Origin of the sequence: Alkalimonas sp. NCh-2, assembly GCF_039631345.1 — a bacterium.
Taxonomy (GTDB): domain Bacteria; phylum Pseudomonadota; class Gammaproteobacteria; order Enterobacterales; family Alteromonadaceae; genus Alkalimonas; species Alkalimonas mucilaginosa.
Genome location: NZ_JBDIUV010000003.1, coordinates 412,943 through 436,375 on the forward strand (window position 1 = coordinate 412,943; position 23,433 = coordinate 436,375).

Here is a 23,433-nt window from a genome sequence, read left to right on the forward strand (position 1 = left end):
GCTGGCATGAAATCCATCGTTGTACTGATTTCCGGCAATGGCAGCAACCTGCAGGCAATTCTTGATGCCTGCGCCTCTGGCTTTATTGCCGGCAAAGTAACCGCCGTGATATCCAATAAAGCGGATGCGTATGGCCTGGTCAGAGCACGTGAAGCAGGCAGTGTTACCCACTGCCTGGCACATACCGACTATGCTAATCGCGATAACTACGATCTGGCACTGCAACAATTGATCGATAGTTTTGCACCTGATTTGGTTGTGTTGGCTGGTTTTATGCGGATCCTGACTCCAGACTTTGTACAACACTTTTCCGGAAAATTATTGAACATTCACCCATCCTTGTTGCCAAAGTATCAGGGCTTGCACACCCACCAGCGAGCCATCGAAGCCGGTGATACTGTGCATGGTTGCAGTGTGCACTTTGTTACCGAAGAGCTGGATGGCGGGCCGGTGGTATTGCAAGCCAAAGTCCCTGTGTTTGCTGACGACGATGCAGCAACTGTGGCGGAGCGGGTACATGAACAAGAGTACCGGATTTATCCGCTGGTGATCCGCTGGTTTTGTCAGGGACGTTTGCAGCAACAAGGTCAGCAGGCCTTGTTGGATAATGAGCCTTTACCGCAACACGGATATGCCCATGACGATGATGAGTACGATCTCTAAATGGCGCCAACGGGCGCCTTTTTTATGCTTGCCATTGCTGGCAATGCCCGCAATGGCTGAACCGGCTTCAGAGCCACTACCGCTGGAGCTAACGCCCTACCAGGCCGAGTATGTGGTCTACCGTAATGGTCGAAGCCATGGCAAAGCCGAGCGAGAACTGAAACAAGTGGATGGTGTTTATACCTTGCGCTACCGCAGTGAAATCAGTTGGATGGTATTCCGTGACCGTAGGGAAGAGCAAACAAGGTTTCACATTCAGGGCTCACAGGTACAACCACTTGAATACCGTATGAACCGAAGTGGCACAGGTCCAAGCCGCAATTATGTATTAACCTTGGATCCGCAGAAAGAAGAGCTGCGTGAGGGGGCTAAAGGCGAGCTGAAATCCCACAGCTGGGATGATAGCTGGCTCGATCAGCTTAGTTATCATCAACAACTGGCGATAGATCTGGCTGCAGGCAAGCGCGCTTTCAGCTATGAAGTGTTAAATCGGCGTGGTGATCCCAAAACCTATGACTTTCGGGTTGTCACCAAAGAGCTACTGCCATTGCCTTATGGCAATGTGATGGCGTACCGAATTGAGCGCGTAGAGGAAGATTCTGAGCGGCAAATTTACGCCTGGGTAGCGCCAGATCTCGACTACCTGCTGGTGCGGATCTGGCATGGCGAAAATAATGTGGAGCAAGTCGATGTCCAGTTGCACAAAGTGCACTGGCAGCAACCGGATGCCACTACGGCTGCTGCCAGGCTGCGTTAAATCGGCTCACCATAACGGAATAACTGACTCTCACCAGGCTGCATCTTATGCCACTGCTCATTCAGTGTCAGAGGCTCTGTCGCTATCACCGTTACCACATCTTTTGGTGTGGTCTCACGGGAGAAATCAATATCCACATCCACATCCGATAAGCGGGCGATACCAAAAGGTGCCCGCCGGGTGATCCAGTGTAGTTTGGTGGTACAGTATGTCAGCAGGTACTCGCCATCCGTCAGCAGCATATTAAAGACACCCAGCTTTTGCAGCTCAGAGGCCCTTTTTTGCAAAAAACGAAAAGCCGCCTGCCGGGTACGCGGCTTATTCGGATAACGCTTATCCAACTCACTCATTAAAAAGCAAAATGCTCGCTCACTGTCGGTGGTACCAACGGGTTGAAAACGTGCTACCGGCAGATCTTTGTAATCATGCAACTGACCATTGTGCGCATAAGTCCAGTAACGCCCCCAAAGTTCTCTGGTAAAGGGATGAGTGTTTTGCAAACTAACCCGGCCTCGATTGGCCTGACGAATATGAGCTACCACAGCACAGCTTTTAATTGGATAATCACTTACCAAACGGGCAATCTCAGACTCATAACTTGGCAGTGCATCTTTAAAGGTACAAACCCCTTTTCCTTCATAAAAAGCCACGCCCCAGCCATCCCGGTGAGGACCTGTTCGGCCTCCCCGCTCTTTTAAGCCTTTAAAACTGAAGCAAATATCGGTGGGTACATTGGCCGACATCCCAAGCAACTCACACATAAACCACTGTACTCCTTTGTCAGACTGCTACGCTAAAAGTGAGCCAAACGACTATACTCATTCGTATGAATAGATGTAAAGCGCTTTGTACGCAGCTTTTTTCGTCAGCGTTGAAACACTTGCAACTTGCTTTGGAAGATTATACCCTAAACAAAATAGTGGTCAGACCTCTTAGGAGATATGTATGGAAGGGTTAGTGTTTAGCCTGTTACTTCTGGTTGTGATTGGCGTGCTGGCATATTACCGTGCCAGCCTTACGCTGTTCACTGCTGCCATTGCAGCTGTTCTGGCAGTAGGTACCTTTATCGGCCCGGTCGGTGTCGTCAGTTGGGTGGTATTCCTGGTGATTGCCTTGCCCCTGAACATTGCTTTTATCCGCCAAATGCTGATAACGAAACCATTGCTTGGCGTTTATCGGAAAATCATGCCGGAAATGTCCAGTACAGAAAAAGAAGCCATTGATGCCGGCACTACCTGGTGGGAAGCCGACCTGTTTCGTGGCAACCCAGATTGGCAAAAACTGCATAACTTCCCAATCCCACGGTTAAGTGCAGAAGAACAAGCCTTTCTGGATGGCCCGGTGGAAGAGTTGCTGGATATGGTTGATGATTGGGAAATCACGCACGAACGTGCCGATTTGTCACCGAAGGTGTACCAATACCTGAAAGACAACGGCTTCTTTGCCATGATCATCAAAAAGCAATACGGCGGTCTGGAATTCTCTGCCTATGCGCAATCCTGTGTCCTGCAAAAACTGACCAGTAAAAGCATGGTTTTATCCAGTATTGTTGGCGTACCTAACTCGTTAGGGCCAGGCGAACTGTTACAGCATTACGGTACTGACGAGCAAAAAAATCACTACCTGCCCCGCTTGGCTAAGGGTATTGATGTGCCCTGCTTTGCATTGACCAGCCCGGAAGCTGGTTCGGATGCAGGCTCAATTCCTGATTTTGGTATTGTCTGCAAAGGCCAGTGGCAAGGCAAAGAAGTGCTGGGGATGCGCCTAACCTGGAACAAACGCTACATTACGCTGGCACCTATTGCTACCGTGCTTGGCCTGGCCTTTAAATTGCAGGATCCAGACAAGTTGTTAGGGGATAAAGAAGACTTAGGCATCACCTGTGCACTGATCCCTGCCGATACACCAGGCGTGAAAATAGGCCGTCGCCACTTTCCACTCAATGTGCCATTCCAGAATGGTCCGACCCAGGGCAGCGATGTATTTGTACCACTGGATTACATCATTGGTGGTGCAAAAATGGCTGGTCAGGGCTGGCGCATGCTGGTTGAGTGTTTGTCGGTAGGCCGCGCTATTACCCTGCCTTCCAACAGCACAGCCGGCATTAAAGCTGCGGCAATGTCAACGGGTGCTTATGCCCGCATTCGTCGTCAGTTCAAAATCCCTATTGGTAAAATGGAAGGAGTGGAAGAAGCCATGGCTCGTATTGGCGGCTCCGCCTATATGGCATGTGCCTCCACCACTATGTCGGTCGGCTCCATTGACCTGGGTGAAAAACCATCGGTTATCTCTGCCATTACCAAGTACCACATAACCGAGCGCATGCGCCTGGCAATGATTGATGCCATGGATGTGCATGGCGGTAAAGGCATCTGCATGGGTCCGGACAACTACCTGGCACGTGGCTATCAGGGCGCTCCTGTTGCCATTACCGTTGAAGGTGCCAATATTCTGACCCGTAATATGATCATCTATGGTCAGGGTGCCATTCGCTGCCATCCTTATGTCCTGGCAGAGTTACAGGCAGCATACAATGAAGACAACAGAGCCGCTGTTACTGCTTTTGATAAAGCTTTGTTTGGCCATATTGGCTTTGCCATTAGCAACTTCTTCCGCACCTTCTGGTTGTCTTTTACCGGTGGTGTGTTCAGCAGCGCTCCATACGGTGATGCCACAGCCAGGTACTACAAACAAATGAACCGGTTCAGTGCGGCACTGGCTTTGATGTCGGATGTGGCCATGGGCACTCTGGGTGGTGATCTGAAACGTCGTGAGCGTATTTCTGCCCGACTAGGTGATATCCTGAGCATGCTGTATCTGACATCCAGTGTGTTAAAACGTTATCAGGATGAAGGCCGTCAGGCTCAGGATCTGCCATTAGTACAGTGGGCCTGTGAAGATAACCTAGCCAAAGCACAACTAGCTCTGAACGAGTTGTTTGATAACTTCCCCAACCGGTTGGTTGGCGTGGTACTAAAACGTGTGGTGTTCCCATGGGGCCGTACTCTGCGCCGTCCAAGTGACAAAGTAGAGCATCAGGTTGCCCGCATTATGCAAACCCCATGCGAAGCACGCTCTAGGCTGGGCCACCACTTGTATCTGGCAGGCAAAGACAACAACCCTATCGGCATGGTTGAGCAGGCACTGCGCGATATTTTGGCTGCAGAGCCACTGTTTGATAAAGTTAGCCAGGCTGCAAACAAACGCCTGCCTTTCTTTCGCTTAAACGAAGTGGCCGACTTAGGCCTGGAGTTAAAGGTGATTTCTGAACAGGAAGCACAGGTGTTGCGTCAAGCCGAGATAAGCCGCTTACGCACCATCAATGTCGATGACTTTGACTTCAACTATCTGGCCGCAGATAAAGAGCTGCTGGCTTCTGAACAACAACAGCTGGCCAAGGTGAATGCCGCCTAAGCTAAGTAAATCTTTAAAAACCCGGTGCAAGCCGGGTTTTTTATGCCTGTATTGTTAACAGCTAAACGCCCTATCTGCTTCTACCTTAGCCTTTGCTAAAAAAATTAATGAAACTGACACAAAACACTTCTATAGTATTGGCCTCACTTTGTTGCCTATGGCTCTGCATGCATGGCCGCAGATAGATGCCGACAAGTGCTGACCAGGACGTACAGCCGTACCACGTCAAAATGATACAATAAAAACATGGATACCGAACGATGAAACAACTACTAGCTCTGGTGCTGCTACTCTGCACCTTTGGCCTGTGGGCGCAAACACCTATCGCCTACTGGTCACAAAACTTCAATGAATTGCCCGATGGTAGTTTTGGTTTTAGTCCAGACACCTTTCCGCAACAACCGGATATTGGTGCCGGCACAATTTACCTGACCAACTTTAATCAGGATACTGACAACAATGGTACCTACATCACTATTCAGTCTTTTGCCGGCAGTACCATTAATGCACTGCCAGGCTATATCGCTGGTGGTAGCCTGTCAGTACAAGGTGGCCCTGGCACCAGCAACAATGGCGCAGCTATCGTTATTCAAATTAATAGCGAAGGTTATCAGGACCTGCAGCTAAGTTGGGCACAACGTGGCACGGCCACAGGTTTTAATGAGCGCCGTATCAGTTGGTCACTTGATGGTGAAAACTTCACAGAGTTCGCAGTGGATCCAGGTGCCCTTGGCAGCAGCTTTCAACTTCGCAGCTACGATTTTTCAGCCGTGGAAGCATTGAATAACCAGGCCAGCGTCTATTTTCGTATCACGCTCGATGGTGCCAGCAATGCCACAGGCAACAACCGCTTTGACAACCTGCTGGTCACTGGAACGCTGACTGCTGATGCCGATCGCATTACCCTGTATCAGCGTGATTTTGCCAGCAACCCCTTTGAGAAGGGCTGGCAACAATGGAGTTTGCAGGGTGAGCAGCAGTGGCAGTGGGATGGCGGCTTTAACAATGTAAGCTTTTCTGGTTTTGTCGATGGCAGCTGCAGTGCCAATGACAGCTGGTTGGTATCACCAGCCTTTGATGTCGACAACCAAACCGGTGAACGCCTGGCCATTGATATTGCCCGCGGTTTTGCTGGTGTGAATAATTTGGATATTTACTATTCTACCCAATTTACCGGCTCAGAGTTGAACCCGGCAGACTGGGTATTACTCACCAGCATCAGCCCGGATGATTTTAGCAGCAACAATGTGCCGGTTCGCTTTGATGGCTTTGAGCAACTTTCAGCATTAAATGGCTCGGTGCATCTGGCATTGCGTTATCAATTTGACAGCGGCAACTGCAGTACCTGGCGTTTGTCGAATATTCAGCTCACCGCAGAAAACCCGATTGCATCAGAGACTTTTGCCTGTGACAACCCAGTCACCCGCATCCATCAGGTGCAAGGTGCCGGCTTCCAAAGCCCGCTGCAAGGTGCTGAAGTGCAGTTGCAAGCTGTAGTCACGGCCGTATTCCAACAGACCGACAACGGTGGTCTGGGTGGCTTTTATCTGCAGGAAAAAGATCAGCATCGTGACAATAACCCGATGACATCCGAAGGTATTTTTGTCTACGACAATGGCTTTGGTACACCGGTACAGCTGGGTGATTTGGTACGGGTACGCGGCACTGTCGCCGAGTTTTTTGAAGAAACGCAGCTGTCCAATGTCAGTGAGTTGGCCGTTTGTGATACCAACCGCCTGCATCTGGTAAGCCCGGCAGAGCTTAGTTTACCTGTGGCCAGCTTTGAACAGCTGGAGAGCATCGCCGGCATGTGGGTTCAAACCGCTAATGACTTAACCGTTACCGATGTGTTTAATGCGGTACGTTTTGGCGAATTTACAGTGTCGAATGGCCGCTTATACAATCCGACCCAGGTGGTCGCACCTGGTACAGAGGCTCAAGCGGTCATCGCCAGCAACCGGCTAAACCGAATCATCATTGATAATGGCCTGACCGGCGTGAACCGTCAGCCTTTCATCACCGGTGAAGATGGCATCAACGAAATTTCCGCCAACAACCCGATCCGAAATGGTTATTTGCTGCAAGCTGGTTTGGATGGTGTAATGAGCTATGCCTTTGGTGCCTACCGCGTTCGCTATCTGAGCACACCCAACTTTATCACCAGCAGCAACCCAAGAACGAATGCTCCTGAGCTCGTGGAGCAAGGGGATATCAAAGTAGCGACCTTTAATGTCGAAAACCTCTTTACCACCTTCGATCTGCCCGGCAACAGTTGTGGCCCGAATGCATTAGCTTGCCGTGGAGCCAGCTCTGAAAGCGAACTGGCACGGCAGTTGGATAAACTGGTACCCGCCATTCAGGCTCTGGAAGCCGATGTACTGGCTTTGATCGAAATCGAAAATGATGCCGATGACTCTACTCTGGAGCATTTGGTGGCGGCACTCAATGCTGCAGCCACTACTGCAGACTGGAGCTATGTTGCTACTGGCTGGCTTGGCACTGATGCCATCAAGCCTGCCTTTATCTATCGCGCCAACCGGGTCAGCCTGCATGGTGACTTTGCTGTATTAGATTCAAGCGTGGATCCAGACTTTGATACTTCCCGGCAACGCCCGGCGTTGGCACAAAGCTTTGCTACTGAGCAAGGGGCTGTGTTTACTGCCGTGGCAATACATTTACGAGCCAAATCTTGTGGCAGTGCCAGTGGAATTAATGCTGACCAAGGCGACGGCCAGGGCTGTTGGAACAATTGGCGCACCCTTTCTGCCCGGGCTTTGTTGCGTTGGTTAGAAACCGACCCAACCAATTCTGGTAACAACGATATGTTGGTATTGGGTGACTTCAATGCCTACGCCAAAGAAGATCCGCTGGCTGCGATGGAAGCAGCAGGGTTTGTCAATCTGGCGGTGCAGAGCAACGACAACGATTACCGGGTGTACAGCTACACCTTTATGGGCGAGTCCGGCAGTCTGGATCATGCCTTTGCCAGCCCTTCCTTGGCGACTAAAGTGTTGCAGGCCAAATCCTGGCACATCAACTCGGATGAGATCCCTGCCTTTAACTACAGCGAAGGGCCGCTGCAAGGTGGCCTGGTGAAACCCGATAACTTCTATCAGGCTGACCCATTCCGCACCTCGGATCATGATCCCTTGGTGATCGCTTTGCAGTTAAGTTCTAGCTTCCACCCAGCAGACCTAAACCAAGACGGTGTTGTGGATCAGCACGATATCCAGCTGTTTCAGCAACGTTTGCGTCAAGGCGGCGAACTGCCGCTGACACTGGACTTTAATGGTGACGGAGTTGTTAATCAGTTGGATGTTCGAGCCATGATGGCTCTATGCGACTTGCCTCGTTGTGCTGTCGCAAATTAATTGGAGAAAATACGAATGAAAGCTTTATTTCTTACTTTTTGTTTAGTGATGAGCGGCCTGAGCCATGCCGCGCTTATCCAGCTGCAACCGGATCAAAACGAGTATCGGGTAGGTGACAGTATCCAGCTGAGTATGACAATTAGCGGGCTGAGTGAAACCCTTGGCGCTTTTTGGTCCGAAGTATTCTATCAGCCATCCGCTTTCTTACTGCAAAGCTGGCAGTTTGGTAACGGCCTTGATGATGGCTTTGGTAGCCTGCAATTTGCAGATCATGATGCGGTAGTAGGAAGTATTACACTGGATGACTACGCTTTTTGGGATGCAGACGAGTCCATACTCGCGGCACAACAAGGCACCGGCTTTGTGCTTGCTCAGCTAAACTTTATTGCGCTTGAAGCTGGTGATTTCTTACTAAGCTTTAATCCGGGCTGGTTTGGGGTAGAAAACTTTGCCGGAACTTTTATCGACGCCAGCTTTGCGGATTTAAGCCTGCGCATCCAGCCCACTCAGGTCCCAGTGCCTGCAACAGCCTTCTTATTACTGGCTGGTCTTGGATTGCTGTATCGCCGCCGTTAATGGGGTGCTTGTCAGGGAGAGCTTTGGCTCTCCCTGATTATCCATCCAGCTTTAACCTGTTTTGCCAGAACAACAACGCTGCAGCTGTGCCAATTGCTCCGGTTTTATCCTTTCCCCTTGCTTTAGCTGTAGTTCCATGGCAGCTGCCAACTCAGAAATTTCACGCAAACCAAAGCTTCCGGATGTACCTTTTAGTTGGTGCAACAGCGCCAATGCGGCCTGGTCATCCGCATTCTTCAACCAGGTCAGCAATTGTTGATACTGAGTAGGTAGTTGCTGCACATACACTTGCTTTAACTCGGCAATACGCTCTGTAGCAGTTTTACCAGGGGTGGTTGTAGCATCCTGGCGTTTGCGGGACATAGCCAGGTAGTGACTCAGCGCCTTATACAACAAGCCTGGCTGAATAGGTTTAGTAAGCACTTCATTGCATCCTGCTTGTAAAAAGTGCGCTTTATCTTCTGGCAGTACATCCGCAGTAAGCGCCAAAATTGGTAAGGACAGGCCGGATGCTCGCAATTGACGTGTGGCCTCAGCGCCATCAAGTACCGGCATATTCATATCCATCAGGATAAGGTCAAAAGGCTGCTGCTGTGCTAACTGCACCGCTGCCATGCCATTTTCTACCTGCTGTACCACCAAACCACATTGTTCCAGCAGCTCGGTGATCAGCAAACGAATATCCAGCACATCATCCGCCACCAATACCTGGCCGGTTAATGCAGGTGGTTGAATAGCGTCTGATTCACCCTGATGATTCCGGGTAAGTTGACCAGGCTCCGGCTCATGCAGCGGCAGCTCCAGTATAAAGCTGCTACCGCTACCAAGCGTACTACTTACCGACAGCTCCCCTTGCATCAGCTCAGCCAACTGATAGCTGATATGCAGCCCGAGTCCAGTACCGCCATATTTTCGGCTGGTACCGCTATCGGCCTGTTCAAAAGCACTGAACACCTTTTCCAGTTGCTCCATCGTCATACCGATACCGGTATCCGAGACGACAATCTGCATACGATGAGCTGCACTGCGGCGAGCTTGTACGGTTACCCTGCCTTTTTCAGTAAACTTAATGGCATTGCTTAGCAAATTAAGCAAAACTTGCCGCAAGCGAAGTGGATCCAGCACCAACCAGTCCGGCAACTGCTCATCATAATGAAAGTCTAAGAACAAATCTTTGCTGCTGGCCTGACTGGCCATATCAGCACATAGTTCCTGCAGCAGCGGCTGAATTGCAACCGCTTGGGTTTCAATCGACAGCTTGCCCTCTTCCAGTTTGGCGGCATCCAGTATATCGTTCACCACTCCCAGTAAATAACGGCTGTTTCTGGCGATAACCTGCAACTGTTGCTGCTGTTTTACTTGCAAATCTGTACTGCGTTGCAACTGTTCGGTATAACCGATAATAGCCGTCAGAGGCGTACGCAGCTCATGGCTCATGGTGGCTAGAAAACGCGACTTAACCTCAGCCAAGTGGGTAGCTCTGTCACGCTCACTGGCCAATTCTTCTGTACGCTGTTTTACCCGCTGTTCCAGACTGGTATTCAACTCCTCCAGCCGGCTACCAGCCTGATGCAGGCGCGAAACCATGGCATTGTATTCATCAAACAGCTGCTGCACCTCCAACCCGCTGGCTCTGGCTGAAAGATCGCAAAAAGGAGCTCCGCCCTGCAGCTCCAGCCGCTGAATGGACTGCACCAAATGCTGCAACGGCCGGGTGTAAAAACGCACAAAATAAAAAGAGGTACGGTTCAGTAACCAAAGCGCCAGTATCGCCAGCAAAATAACCATTAAGGTAAGCAGGTTATAGCCGATAAGCACGGCATCCAGCCCATACTTCATTAGCAACAACCAACCATCATCAGTTTGATAACGACGAATAAAACCACGTCCATCCTGGTTCAGTTGCATGCCGGTAGATGGCGTTAACCAGGAGCTGGCAAATACTGACTGCCCTGGTTGCAAGCCAGATTCAATTGAAAATGGCTGACCATATGCAGGAGAAGCAGGAACCGACCAAATTAAATGATCCTGGCTATCCAACAAAACCGCCCGGATCCGTGTCGAACCCGAGGAAGGCTGCAATTGCTCTGCCAGTGAAGACAATAACACTGAAGCCTGTACCACACCAATAAACTGCCGCTGGCTATTTAGCATAGGTGCACTGACAGCAAACAGCAGGTCCTGCCCTAACCCCCGCCCAACATAAGCATCACTGACATAGCTACCGACTGGTTTTAACTGCAAGTGCTTAAAGTAGTCCCGATCCGCTACATTTACCGATCGTGTCAGCACTAAGTTACTACGGCTACGATAGCTGGTCACATCTCCATGCTGATCGGTAATAGCCGCTGAAATAAAATGAGGCTGTAACTGCAGTAAATCATCCAGCATACTGTCATCCTGATAGCGTGGATAGCCTAAGGCAACCAACTGCACTGCAGCACGGAACTGTTGCAATTGGTCCTCGCTGTAGGTAAGTAACTGCTGTTCTAAGCGCAATAGCTCATCGTGACGTTTATTCAAATCCCAAATCACAAAGGCATGCAACACTGCCAGAATAAGCAATAAGGTGGGTACAGCCGAATAGACGGTAATTCGCCCTGCCAGTTGCTGAGGTAATGGTTGCAGGCGGCTTAAGCGTGTACTGATAGCCACATTCAGAATCAGCTTGGCACCCACCAAATTAAGTGCGCCTGCCAAGCTTACGACCAGGCTAATTAGCAAAGCAAAACCTGCAGCATGGGTTTGCCACAACCAGAGATACAAAAACACAGCCGGTGTCAGCAAGAACCAGCAACGCACATAAAGCTGTGCAATATGCAGTTTTCCTGCCCGCCAGGCCAGAAATACCAGGCTAAACTCGGCTAGACTCAACCACCACAGCCAGGTCCCCCAAAGCGGCAGCACTACTAAGGCAAAAGAGGCCAGCCCCCAAATTGGGCCAAGTCGCAGCAAAATAACCAAGAATGCCACATTGCCCAGCAGCAAAGGAGCCAGCAAAGGCATTTGCAGTGCCAGTAAGTTGCTGATCAGCCCAACTGCACTGATGTAGCACCATAGCCATAGCTGACGCCGGCTGAAGGTCTTATAGCTCTTGAGCGTAGTGTACGGAGTGAGCAAGCAGCATCCTCAGTGCAGGTAAAAACTCTGTCACTGAGTATAGCTGCTTTCTTGCCAGGAAAAAGCTGTGGAATTGCTTTTAGCTCAAGGGTTTATTACCAGCGTCTTATTTTATGGCCTTTGAGCGCATAAAACAGGATAAAAGCATAACAAGGGATCAGCATCCAGTAAGCTGACTGGCTGTTCCCACTGCTGTGGGCCAGATACCCATACAGCAAAGGCAATAAAGCACCGCCGGCGATCCCCATAATCAGCAAAGCAGAACCTGTCGCCGTTAAACGACCCAGCCCCTGCAGCGCCAACGGCCAGACAGCTGGCCACACCAGAGCATTGGCAAATCCCAACAGGGCAACAAAAAGCACGGTATCTGGAACCAGCGGAATGCCCAGTAAACCCAGACTCCATGCCGACAACGCTGAGCTCTCGCTGGAGCCCAGTAAAATACCGAAACTAAACAAGATCCCAGCCAAGGCCGAACAAACCAATGCAGTCGATTGAGATACGTAGCGAGGTATCAGCAAAATCCCAAGCAGATAACCAGCCACCATAAAAGCCATGGTGTAGGAAGTAAGAATACCAAAGTGGGCTACACCAAGCCCTTGGCCATAGAGTCCAATGCTGTCGCCGGCTATCACCTCGACGCCAACATAAAAGAACAGTGCGATAAAGCCGAATACCAATTGAGGATGGCGCCAGATAGCCCGCCAGTCGGATTCTCTGTGATGCACGGCATTGGTTGCGTGCTCGGTTTCTGCTACCAGAGTCGTGACGGCATCGGTCGCAGGCTCCGGCTCAGATAAATCCGGCTCGGGCAAACGGGAGAAATGCACAAACACCATCAGACCCAGCAACGCAGCTGTCATGTAAAGGTAAGGCACCACCAAGCGATTGGATAAAGCTTGCAACTGTTCGGCCTGCTGCTCTGGGCTAAGCAGTGCCAATGCTTCCTCACTGTATTGTTCCATCCCGGTCAGGATCCATGCGGCAAATACCAAAGGCACAATAAAACCGGCACCTTTGTTCACAATGCCCATAATGCTGATACGCATAGCGGCGCTTTCACGCGGTCCAATGCAGACGATGTAAGGGTTGGCTGCCGTTTGCAAGATAGTCAGGCCGGTACCAAGCACAAAGAGCGCAAGCAAGAAGAAAGCATAGTGTGCGCTTTGCGCCGCTGGGATAAACAGTAAGGAGCCAACCACCATAATTCCCAAACCAATGGTCATGCCGTTGCGATAACCAAAGCGGGTTAATAAGGTGGACATCGGCAGTGCCATCACCACATAGGCAATGTAAAACGCAAATGCCACCAACAGCGCCTGAAACTCGTTTAGTTCGCAGACAATTTTTAAGAAAGGGATCAAGGCACCGTTTAGCCAGGTGACAAAACCAAACACAAAGAACAAGATACCAATCAGCAGCATGGGGAAAAAGCTGCTTTGTTGCCTGGAGCTTGTGGTCATAACGCTACCTTCGATTGTGGATGAACATAAAATGGCCGACCGGCGACCCAGCTTTGTCGAACTTGCTGCGAGTCGTCCAGCCAGACCAGATCGGCCTGTTTACCCGGTGCCAAACGACCCAGCCGGTCGGCACAGCCCAGAAAGTCTGCCGGATAAGCCGAAGCCATCATCAGCGCTTCGGCAAAGCTGATACCAAGTTGTTGGCTCGCCTGCTGCACAGCGGTGATCATATCCAGCACAGAGCCCGCTAAAGAGCCGGATGGATCCGTCAAACGACTGCCATCACGCACCACCTTGCCGCTAAAAAAATCAAACTGCTGCTGCTCGGTACCTACCGGCGTCATCGCATCGGTGACCAGCATTAACTTGCCTTTGGGTTTGGCCTGATAGGCCAGTAAAGCAGCGAGCGGATGCAGATGATGGCCATCCAGAATAATGCCACACCAGCTACGGCTGTCGGTAAGAGCAGTCCCCACCATGCCTGGCTCACGCGATGTCAGTGGGGACATGCCATTGTACAGATGGGTAAAACCGGTCGCTCCGGCGTTCAGAGCCGCCTGTACCGTGGCACTTTCGGCATTGGAGTGCCCCAGACATACCCGGACATCCTCGGCCACCAGTGCCGCTATCAGCTCAGGAGCGACCGTTTCCGGAGCCAAGGTCACGACTTTAATGCCCAGATCTTTCCGTCGATACAGCTGCCACTCGGCATCTGACAAGGAGCGAATATGACCAGGCGGATGCACCCCTTTTTTTGCCAGTGACAGATGAGGCCCTTCAAAGTGAATGCCCACCACGCCAGGCTCTTGCTCGGCAATGGCTGTGGCGATAGTATCTGCAGCCTGGCGCATCACGGCGATAGAGTCGGTAATCACAGTGGGAAGCATCGCTGTGGTGCCGAACTGGGCATGGGCTTTGAGCATGGTACGTAGTGCCTGACAGTTGGGTGCCTGATTAAACAAGACACCCCCACCACCATTGACTTGCACATCGATCAGCCCAGGTACCAGGCTGCCTTCCTCCAAGGTAAGCAATGGCAAATCAGCATCGGAGTCTTGCCCTATGCTGAGAATACGATCATGCTGAATAGTGACATAGCCATGGTACAGCCAACCAGTTGGGGTCAAAATTTTTGGCGCCAGAATTTGAAAGACATTAACCATTGGCCTTTGCTCCTAACAGCGCAGCACCACGTTTGCCACTGGCTGCACCGCCTTCTGCCACTTTGATTGGCGGTACTTGAACACCGGCAAAGAGATGTGCCTGTGTTGCCTCTGGTGCTGCGGCAACTATTTCAGCAATATCGGACAAGCCACCACCGAGCACGATTACATCCGGATCGTAAGCAAGCAGCTGTGCTGCCAGCACTGAACCAAGCGCATCCATATAAGCGGCAAACGTATGAACAGCTGCGGGCTGCCCGGCCCGGTAATCTTCCAGCCATTGATAGGTACTCTTTGGCTCACCGGCAAAGTGCTGATACAACCGCTCCAGCCCTCGCCCGGAGACATAGGTCTCCGCACAACCTACCAGACCACAGCCACACGAATAAAGAGGTAGCCGGTGCTGCTGCACCACCCGGGCTGCCAGGTTTTGATGACCAAACTCCCCTACCAACTGCTGCCTGCCTTGTTGCAAGGCGCCATCAGCATAAAAGCCACCGCCACACCCCGTACCCAAAATAACACCTAGCACCCGTACAAAACCACGGCCTGCGCCAAGCACAGCTTCGGAGAGCACAAAGCAGCGGCAATCATTGCCAATGGCCACCGGGCGCTGCAGCAGCTGCTGCAAATCAGCCACAACCTGCCGACCGTTTAAACAAGGCACATTACTTGAAACAACCCGACCGTTTGCATCCTGAATGCCCGGCAGCGCGATGCCCAGCTGCCCCTTCTGCCCACTGAACTGATCGGCTTGGGTAATTTGATCACAAAGTTGCTGCAGAAAATCGGCATAGTTGGTAGTTGGCGTAGCCAACCGCCATTCTTGTTGCAACTGCATCTGCTGGTCAAAAATGGCCAGCTCCATTTTGGTACCACCAATATCGAGGCCATAACAAAGCTTCATGGTCCTTACCGCTCGAATAAAGGATAGATGGTCACGCCCTGCACCACCCGATTGACCAGGCCAGTCGGGCACGGATTATCCGGCGATATTCCAAGCTCAATGGCTTTGAAAAATGCCAACAACTGACCGCACAACGCATAAGGAAAGCAAAGCCAGCTATCATCATCTGGTAGTAAGCCAGTATCCAGCAACTCCGAACACAGTTGCACCGACAAGGCCTGCTGGTCTTGGCAAAGCTCCTGCTGCATATCCAGATCGTAGCGCCGACTGTATGGGTCAAGCGCATCCAGCAGTACAATCTGAGTGCTCTGATTGACTAAAGATTTCGGGCCATGCCGAAAACCCAGGGACGTTTCATAAAAGCTTGGAATTTGGCCGGCCGTCAGCTCCAGATACTTCAAAGCCAACTCCCTTGCCACCGCCTTTAAGGGTCCGGAACCCAGGAAAACAATACGATCACAGCTGTGCGCCGATAAGCTTTTTAAGCGGGTTACACTGTGCTGCAAAAGATGCTGACTTAATGCAATCATCCGGCTTGCCTGCGCCTTGTCAGCACCAAACAACAGCATGGTAGCAAACAACATGCAGCTGTAACTGCTGGTCATGGCAAAGCTCTGATCGTTGGCTTCGGCAGGCATGAGCCAAAGCTGAGTAGCGGCATCATCTACAGCCATTTGAGCCAGTTTGCCATCGGCATTGCAACTGAGCACCAGATGGTGGCTGTCAGGGTGCAACTGACGCACCATCTGTGCAGCCGCCACACTCTCCGGGCTGTTGCCCGAGCGACCATACGATACCAGCAACACCGGCTGATCCCCTGCCAGATAAAGCTGTGGGTGACTGACCAAATCGGTGGTTGCCAGTGCCTGCACCTGAGCCTGACTTCCGAGTTGCTGTTGCAAATAAGGAGCCAGTGCCTCTCCGATGTAAGCAGAGGTACCGGCACCGGTCAAAATCAAGCGCAGCCCTGGCTGTTGCAGTACCTTAGTCAGCCAAGGTAACCAGCCCGCGGTTTCCTGCTCAAAACCATCAAGCAGAGTGCGCCATAACTCTGGCTGCTGACTAATTTCTTTCGCGGTCGCCTGGGCACCGGCCTGACGTAACTCAGCCTGCGATAATCCCAGCATCAAACCTGCATCGTGATTCAAAGCCGTTGTCATGACGATTGCTCCTGTTGGTAGCGCAAACCACAAGCACTGGCATAGCGTGCCAGTACTAATTGTATATGGCGAATCACCAGTTGCTCTGGATCATTCACCAGCTCACTCCCGGTCTCAGGCAACGCATGCTGCGGTAAAAACTGATGCAGAACTGGCTGACTGACTTCCAAGTGCCGTATATTGTCAAATAAACGCTGCACTGCCTGTTGCAGCTCAGGCTCAGGCCAATAGTAACGAATGCGATCGCTGTAGCTGTATAGCAGCAACTCCGATAGCCTGGTATCTTGCCCCTGGTAGAACTTTTGCCAGTAAGCAGGTTTAGCCTGCATCAGCTCAAGACACTTAGTTTGCAGTTGCGAGCACTCAGCAGCGGGCAATAGTTGCTGCTCCAGCTGTGCCAATGCAAATAATGCTTCACGCAACGCAAAGGTTAACTGTGGCCCAACCTTCAAAATAGCAAAGTGACCTTGCACCAGAGCGTGGTAAGCCGCTTCGGTTTGATAATCGGTAGAATGGGCTTCAAACACCAGACCTGGCTGGCTGGCAATAAATGCACTCAAAGCATTGGCTTTCTTAGCATCAAAGGCATGCACCCTGCTGTTATCAAACTCGACGCCAGGCTGCACCACCACAGCAATCACCCTAGACCAGACCTCAGCCGATAAACCCTGCCTGACAAAAGCTTGCTGATGAGCCAAAAGAGTCGCCTGCACACTGTCCAACGAGGTCGGCACAATACCCTGCTCCAGCTCAGATACGCCCCCTGGTGGTGGCACTTCAGTGCCAATCACATAACTCAGGCTCCCGACTCGGTTGGTTCGAAGCGCATTTTCTTCAGCAACCTGACACAAACGTGCCGCCCGGCTGGCTATTAGTTGATCAGACAGCACAGGCGGATCATCGGCACAGCGCATGCTGGTATCCAGGTGAATTTTGGTAAAACCCGCAGCGACAAAAGCAGCAATCAGGTCTTCCGCCTTAAGCATTGCCTCTGCCGCCGGCAATTCCTGCCAGCAGACCGGCCCTAAGTGATCGCCACCAAACACCAGGTGTTCGGGATTGAAGCCTACTTCTGCAGCCAGTTGCTTTACAAAGGCGATAAAATCGGCCGGCAGCATGCCGGTGTAACCGCCAAACTGATTGACCTGATTGGCGGTGGCTTCAATCAGTAACAAGCTGTGATCCTGCTTCGCCTGGAGCAAAGCCGCTTTTAGGACCAGCGGGTGGGCGGAACATACGGAGTAAATTCCTTGCTGCTGGCCAGCCTTGTTGGCAGCAAAGATAGAGTGCAATGCGTGCATGCGATCCTCAAACTATGTAAAAAAGACCGGGGCAAGCCCCGGCTAAAAGGCAGAAAGGTGTGAGCAATAGGTTGTCTCTGCTAACTCACTATCCCAAGCGGCTGGCCACTTTGCCAGGCACCACGGGTAAAGTCCGGGATATCTTTTGAGTTACCGCGATCGGCCACCGATGCCACCGACAGTGGCAGAATCACTGACCAGGCAGCACCGTCGTACACATCCTGATCCAACGGCTCGCCATTGCGCAGGCAATAGATCATGCGCCAGCACATCAGAAAATCCATGCCACCATGGCCGCCCTGCTTTTCTGCTTCTTTGCCCATCCGGGTCCACAACGGGTGATCGTATTTTTGATACCAATCTTCCATCTCATAATCCCAGTGATGAAAATCGAGCCGGCCGCCAGTTTCCAACGCAATACGATTGGGGAAGCCGGCAAAGACGCCATTGGTCCCCTGGATCAGATTGTGCCGGCTGTAAGGTCTCGGGGTCGTGGTGTCATGCTGCACCATGATGGTTCGGCCTTTTACCGTTTTGATGATGCTGGTATTGATATCCCCATGCACAAAGTTCAGTTGATTACGCGGATGATCGGCTGGAAATTCGCGCTTGGCATAAGCTGCCCGCCCCAGGGCTGGTGAGCTCATCGAGGTCAGGTAATCGAAGCGATCACCGCGATTAATGTTCATGTACTGTGATACGGGGCCAAGGCCATGGGTCGGATAAATATTGCCATTGTGGGTGGTATGGTAATGGGTGCGCCAGGAACCGGTTTTCCGATCCATTTGCTTCATTTGCCAGCGTAGTTCATGGATGTAAGCCGCTTCGCCATGCAACAGCTCACCAAACAGGCCCTGACGTACCATATTCAGCACCATCAGCTCATCCCGACCGTAATTGACATTTTCCATCATCATGCAGTTGCGCTGGGTTTTCTCTGCGGTATCGACCAGATCCCACATTTCTGCCACAGTCAGCGCTAGCGGTACTTCAACAAAAGCATGCTTGCCGGCCAACATGCTGTCTTTGGCCATCGGATGGTGCCATTCCCAGGGGGTAGAAATAATGACGATATCGATGTCATCCCGCGCCAACATGTCCCGATACGCATAGGGGTGCTCACCATAGAGTGCTGGCTTTTCGCCACCCAGCGAGGTCACAATACCAGCCGCTCGCTCCAATACAATTGGGTCGGTATCACAGACAGCCGTCACCACAGCACCGTCGATATGGCAGAAATGGCGGACAAAACCCACACCACGCTCACCAACGCCTATCAACCCAACCCGAACCGTCTCCATTTTTGGGGCGACCAGGCCCATCACGCTTTTGCCTTTTGCTGCAGGTGTATAGGCACCTCCTGCCTGACTGCTACTGCAGGCAGTCATAGCACCCAGGGCTGCGGTTGCCATGGTGGCTTTTAAAAACGATCGACGATTCAGTTTGGACATTGCCATGCTCCTGTTATTTATTTTGTTTGACCAGATGTAAACGCACACCCTGTCGCTCTAATGCCTGCACATACTCATCCGGAATGCCATCATCGGTAACCAGGGTATGGATCCGCTGAATGGGGCAAATGCGATGAAATGCCCGGGCATTGAATTTGGATGAGTCGGTTACTACTATGATTTCACTAGCGATTTCGCACATAATGCGATTAAGCACCGCCTCTTTTTCAAAATGTGTTGCCAGCCCGGTTTTCAGGTCAAAGCCATCAACACCCAGGATCAACTTGTTAAAGTGAAAATCCTGCAAACTCTTCTCAGCCAGATGGCCATAAAAGGACATCGATTTTTTCCGCAGCACACCGCCGGTCAACATCACCTGAACGTCGTCTGCTTGAGCAAGCTCCAACCCGATATTCAAACCATTGGTCATCACCACCAGGTTTTTCCGATCGACCAGGTTGGCTGCAACTTCTTGTGTGGTAGTGCCGGAATCCAATAAAATTTGCTCGTTATCGCCGACCAATTGAGCAGTTGCTTTACCCAGCAACTGCTTTAACGCATGGCGGTGGTGGCTCTTCTCTTTCAGTGACAACTCCCGACTTAGTTGCGAGTTGACCATAGCGCCACCACGGGAACGTACCAGCATTTTTTTACGATCCAATATCCCCAGATCGTTACGAATAGTCACTTCCGATACTTGAAAACGATCGGATAACTCTTTGACCGATACCTTGCCCTGCTCTTGCGTTAACCGCACAATTTGCTGTTGCCGCTCAATCGTATTTAATCCACTCATATCAACGTTGCTCTTAGTTTCCTGCCTAAATTTAACCTTAAGATAACACCTCAGTTGATACTTTCAAATGCTTACGAAAGATACGAGCCAACAAATTACGGTCCCCCGCTCTACCAGCAGCCTTTTATAGATGTACCAGCCACCAAAAAGAAAAGCAAGCAATATTTTTTTTTGCCTTCGGTATTGATCGCTGAGCAAAAAACAGGCTATAAGAATAACATCGAAACAAAATACATCTTTCGATATGTTTCGAATAAAGATTTATTGCAGTGATTCAAAAGACAAGAGCGCACAATAACGAACACAGGGGAACACATCATGATACAACGCTCATTTATACCTACACCTGTCGCGCTGGCGCTGGCCAGTTTCTTCAGTATGCAAACACCTGCTTTACTGGCCGGACAGCAACAAAATACAGAAGAGGAGGTTGAGCGCATTCAGGTTAGCGGTATCCGCGGCAGTATTAGCGAGTCGCATTTTTTAAAGCAACACGCCACCAGTGTGATTGATGTGGTGGTGGCTGATGATATTGGTAAATTTCCGGATGAGAATTTAGCTGAAGCCTTGCAACGCATTCCAGGGATTACCATCACCCGCAACAGTGGCGAAGGCCAGAATATCTCGGTTCGGGGTTTAAGTGGCAATTACAACAGCACCACCCTGAATGGCAGGAAACTGGCATCCGAGTTTGCTGGCAGGGACTTCAATTTTGACACCATCGCCTCCGAATTGGTCAATGTGCTAAGCGTGTATAAATCGCCCGAAGCCAGGTTGATTGATGGCGGCATTGGCGCAGTGATTGATATTGAAACCCGCAAACCATTAGCTCTGGATGGTCGTACCGTGGCCGCTTCGGTCAAAGGCATTCATGAATCCCGCTCCGGTGATATTCATCCGCATGCCTCCTTTATTCTTGGCGATAAAACGGCCGATAACCGCTTGGGGGCGTTATTCTCACTGGTTTACTCACGTAAAACCCTACGTGCTGATACCTACAGGGCCTCAGGCTTTGAGGATGAAGATGAGGACGCCTTCCTCAATGTGGATATGAATGGCGATGGCGTCATCAGCGATGACGAACGTTTTCCATCTCAAATCCCCATGTACATGTATTTTGCCAATGCACAGGATGTGCGCACCCGCATCGGTGGCTCACTGGCCTTGCAGTGGCAACCCAGTGATCGGTTGGATCTGAATCTGGATGCTCTGTACTCGCGATATACTACCGATGGCAGCTTCTACGAGATAGGTTTTGTGAATTACGACGAGGACTGGACGCCCAGTACCCCCATCTTTACTGAGCCGGGCTTTGATGAACTGGGAAGGGTCAATAAAATCCGCCAGACCGGCCCCGAGACCATGGTGGAACTATTAAACCGCACCACCCCCCGACACAGCGATACCTGGCAATTAGGCACCAATGCCCGTTATTACCTGAATGATGAATGGACGTTGGAAGCAGATGCAGCCTATTCGGAAGCCCGGAACAAAAACAATGGCGACAATCGTTTTATTGTTGCCCGTGGTTTTGTTGATGCCATTGATATTGATTACAGCAGCGGCAACATGCTGCCCGATGTGGTGATTGAGCCAGGTCTGACCGCCGATCAGCAGTATGGTGCGCATTACAGTTTGAGTTCTGGCACTGGGGTAAAAGATACCGTTACCGATCTAAAGCTCATTACGCAATACCAACCCTTTGGCAGTCGATTAACCCGACTGGATGCAGGTCTGACCTACCTACGTCAATCCAAGCAACAAGATGGATTTCGTTCCAGAAATCCAAGCCAGTTTAGCCGCGGAGGCTTCTTTTTAGAGCGGGATGGTTACGCATTTGACAACAGTACCGTATTTCAAAGAGGAGCTTTTGAGCTATTTGAAATCCCCTCTTATGTCTTTCGCCCTGCCAATTTTGATAACTTTTTAAAAGGCGAGAACAGCATCACGCCAAACCCTTGGCCAAGTTTTGATTACGACGATTTGGTAGACTATTACCGCAGTATCAATGCCGATGCTGCCAATGCCGGCATCGTTGCCAGTGTAGTGCCACAAGACAGTTACAAAGTAACTGAAGCGGTTAGCGCTGTCTATCTGCAAGCCGATTTTGAAAGTGAACTATCAAACCTGCCTTTTGTGTTAAACCTGGGGCTACGGGCCAGCAGAACGGCTGTCGATGCATCAGGCTTTGGCTACGATTTTAGTTTCATTGAACTGGATCCAGCGACTGGAGAGCCGGTAAATAATGACTGGCAAGATGAGGTGGTGAGTGTAGGCTACAGCGGCAACTACTCCAATGTGTTACCGAGCATGAATTTCCGGATCCAGTTAACGGATAGTTTGCAGCTTCGGGCTTCAGCTGCAGAGGTACTAAGCCGGCCAAGCCTCAGCTACCTTCGTCCATGGGCTGAGGCCAACTTCACCAGCCGTGAGCAGGGTTTACCAGTGCTGACCCGTGGTAATGCCAGTGTTAAACCTGAGCGGGCTCGTCAGGGCGATTTGGTGCTTGGTTGGTACTTTGCCGAAGCCAGTGCATTGAATGTGGGTGTTTTCTATAAGGATATTCTGTCCTTTATCAGCTCTGAGGGTAAGAGAGGCGTAGTTGAAGGTATTGAGTACTTAATTTACGAGCCGGTAAGTGGTGATTATGGCGCCTCAGTGCGTGGTTATGAACTGGCCTGGCAGCAATCCTTTGCTGATGTTTTGCCGGCACCTTTCGATGGACTGGGCTTTTTGCTTAATTACACTTATGTCGACAGCAACTACGAAGACCCAGAGCTAAAAGCTGCCGGCCTGCCCTTTCAAGACATGTCGAAAAACTCCTACAACGCTGTGCTTTATTACGAGCAGTATGGCCTGCAAGCACGACTGGCTTATAACTGGCGTAGCAAGTACCTGTTAAACCCGGATGCCTGGGGTGGACCTGCCTGGCATGCTGCCTACGGGCAGCTGGATGCCAGCCTGAGCTACGACATCAACGACAAGGTCACGGTGTTTGCCGAAGCCTCCAACATCACCAACAACCGCGCCTGGCACTACATCGACCGGGACGATCAAGTGGCCTACCTGGAGCGCTTTGGAACCCAACTTTCATTGGGGATCCGAGCCTATTTCTAAAGATAGCGCCGTCTAAATCATACTCCCATTGGGCGCAGCTACAGCGCCCTTTTTTATCCAAAAATACCAGTTCATCCAGCTTGCTGTAGATCAAGCCAATTCGCATCAGGCTGTGCCATACTAAGCTATTGCTTTTACATAAGGAAATGTGGTGTCTGTCACAACCGAACGCAA

At 51.0% G+C, this 23,433-nt stretch carries 15 protein-coding genes; 6 read left to right on the forward strand and 9 right to left on the reverse strand.

Annotation, left to right across the window (positions count from 1 at the left end; genetic code table 11):
- Positions 1 to 6 precede the first annotated feature (6 nt).
- Together purN and ABC502_RS11085 are read left to right on the forward strand one after the other, a co-directional pair.
- Entirely contained in the window at positions 7 to 663 is a 657-nt protein-coding gene (gene purN, locus ABC502_RS11080; protein WP_330088250.1) for a phosphoribosylglycinamide formyltransferase, read from the forward strand.
- The gene (locus ABC502_RS11085; protein ID WP_345915927.1) at positions 638 to 1,420 is read left to right on the forward strand and encodes a DUF3108 domain-containing protein; all 783 of its coding nucleotides are present in this window, start codon (positions 638 to 640) and stop codon (positions 1,418 to 1,420) included. Before purN ends, ABC502_RS11085 begins: the two co-directional genes overlap by 26 nt.
- Here ABC502_RS11085 and ABC502_RS11090 read toward each other — a convergent pair.
- Positions 1,417 to 2,181 carry a class II glutamine amidotransferase gene (locus ABC502_RS11090; RefSeq protein WP_345915928.1) on the reverse strand — a complete coding sequence of 255 codons (765 nt, stop codon included), beginning with the start codon at positions 2,179 to 2,181 and terminating at the stop codon, positions 1,417 to 1,419. The two genes, ABC502_RS11085 and ABC502_RS11090, sit on opposite strands and share 4 nt — an antisense overlap.
- 184 nt (positions 2,182 to 2,365) lie before the next feature.
- On the opposite strand from ABC502_RS11090, the gene fadE reads away from it, so the two are divergent.
- The 3 genes from fadE (at position 2,366) to ABC502_RS11105 (ending at position 8,781) form a co-directional block, all read left to right on the forward strand.
- Positions 2,366 to 4,834 carry an acyl-CoA dehydrogenase FadE gene (gene fadE / locus ABC502_RS11095; RefSeq protein WP_330088253.1) on the forward strand — a complete coding sequence of 823 codons (2,469 nt, stop codon included), beginning with the start codon at positions 2,366 to 2,368 and terminating at the stop codon, positions 4,832 to 4,834.
- A 260-nt stretch (positions 4,835 to 5,094) separates the two neighbouring features.
- Positions 5,095 to 8,205, forward strand: coding sequence for an ExeM/NucH family extracellular endonuclease (locus ABC502_RS11100; RefSeq protein WP_345915929.1), 3,111 nt, complete (start codon positions 5,095 to 5,097; stop codon positions 8,203 to 8,205).
- Positions 8,206 to 8,220: 15 nt separating this feature from the next.
- A complete protein-coding gene (locus ABC502_RS11105; protein WP_330088255.1) occupies positions 8,221 to 8,781 on the forward strand; it encodes a PEP-CTERM sorting domain-containing protein in 561 nt (186 codons plus the stop codon).
- A 51-nt stretch (positions 8,782 to 8,832) separates the two neighbouring features.
- Here the strand turns inward: ABC502_RS11105 and ABC502_RS11110 are convergent, their stop codons facing one another.
- The 8 genes from ABC502_RS11110 to agaR all read right to left on the reverse strand — a co-directional run bounded on the left by ABC502_RS11110 (position 8,833) and on the right by agaR (position 20,142).
- Positions 8,833 to 11,901, reverse strand: coding sequence for an ATP-binding protein (locus ABC502_RS11110; RefSeq protein WP_345915930.1), 3,069 nt, complete (start codon positions 11,899 to 11,901; stop codon positions 8,833 to 8,835).
- A 95-nt stretch (positions 11,902 to 11,996) separates the two neighbouring features.
- Positions 11,997 to 13,364, reverse strand: coding sequence for a sugar MFS transporter (locus tag ABC502_RS11115; RefSeq protein WP_330088257.1), 1,368 nt, complete (start codon positions 13,362 to 13,364; stop codon positions 11,997 to 11,999).
- Positions 13,361 to 14,527 carry an N-acetylglucosamine-6-phosphate deacetylase gene (nagA, locus tag ABC502_RS11120; RefSeq protein WP_345915931.1) on the reverse strand — a complete coding sequence of 389 codons (1,167 nt, stop codon included), beginning with the start codon at positions 14,525 to 14,527 and terminating at the stop codon, positions 13,361 to 13,363. The genes ABC502_RS11115 and nagA overlap by 4 nt, the downstream gene beginning before the upstream one ends.
- Complete coding sequence (locus tag ABC502_RS11125; RefSeq protein ID WP_345915932.1) at positions 14,520 to 15,434, reverse strand: ROK family protein; 915 nt, start codon at positions 15,432 to 15,434, stop codon at positions 14,520 to 14,522. The genes nagA and ABC502_RS11125 overlap by 8 nt, the downstream gene beginning before the upstream one ends.
- Positions 15,435 to 15,439: 5 nt before the next feature.
- Positions 15,440 to 16,594 (reverse strand): SIS domain-containing protein, encoded by a 1,155-nt coding sequence (locus ABC502_RS11130; protein WP_330088260.1) that lies wholly within the window; start codon positions 16,592 to 16,594, stop codon positions 15,440 to 15,442.
- On the reverse strand, positions 16,591 to 17,895 hold the full coding sequence (locus tag ABC502_RS11135) for a D-tagatose-bisphosphate aldolase, class II, non-catalytic subunit (RefSeq protein ID WP_345915933.1): 1,305 nt from the start codon (positions 17,893 to 17,895) through the stop codon (positions 16,591 to 16,593). Before ABC502_RS11135 ends, ABC502_RS11130 begins: the two co-directional genes overlap by 4 nt.
- Before the next feature lie 80 nt (positions 17,896 to 17,975).
- A complete protein-coding gene (locus tag ABC502_RS11140) occupies positions 17,976 to 19,346 on the reverse strand; it encodes a Gfo/Idh/MocA family oxidoreductase (RefSeq protein ID WP_330088262.1) in 1,371 nt (456 codons plus the stop codon).
- 13 nt (positions 19,347 to 19,359) lie between these two features.
- Positions 19,360 to 20,142 carry a transcriptional repressor AgaR gene (gene agaR, locus ABC502_RS11145; protein WP_330088263.1) on the reverse strand — a complete coding sequence of 261 codons (783 nt, stop codon included), beginning with the start codon at positions 20,140 to 20,142 and terminating at the stop codon, positions 19,360 to 19,362.
- 318 nt (positions 20,143 to 20,460) lie between these two features.
- Between agaR and ABC502_RS11150 the strand changes: the two genes are divergently transcribed.
- Positions 20,461 to 23,259 carry a TonB-dependent receptor gene (locus ABC502_RS11150; RefSeq protein WP_345915934.1) on the forward strand — a complete coding sequence of 933 codons (2,799 nt, stop codon included), beginning with the start codon at positions 20,461 to 20,463 and terminating at the stop codon, positions 23,257 to 23,259.
- Positions 23,260 to 23,433 lie beyond the last annotated feature (174 nt).